A 219-nucleotide genomic window follows, 5' to 3' on the forward strand; every position below is an offset into this window, starting at 1 on the left:
GTCCCGGTGGTTGAAAGACTACGTCTATATTCCGCTGGGGGGCAGCCGCTGCAAACCCTGGCGCCGGGATGTCAACTTGGTTGCCACGTTTTTGGTCAGTGGAATCTGGCACGGAAAATGGTAAACGTAAAAACAAAGATGGAAAAAGTACCGGCAATGCCAACCAGCCGCCCCCATCCTTTGGTGATGGCGCGCCGCCAAGGCAGATGATTTTCCAGT

The 219-nt window shown here is 54.3% G+C and carries 1 protein-coding gene; it reads left to right on the plus strand.

Annotated elements, in window-relative coordinates; genetic code table 11:
- Positions 1-10: 10 nt before the first annotated feature.
- Complete coding sequence (locus H6B10_RS17210) at positions 11-124, plus strand: hypothetical protein (protein WP_345941880.1); 114 nt, start codon at positions 11-13, stop codon at positions 122-124.
- Positions 125-219 lie beyond the last annotated feature (95 nt).

This window comes from Gemmiger formicilis (assembly GCF_016901605.1).
GTDB lineage: Bacteria > Bacillota > Clostridia > Oscillospirales > Ruminococcaceae > Gemmiger > Gemmiger formicilis_B.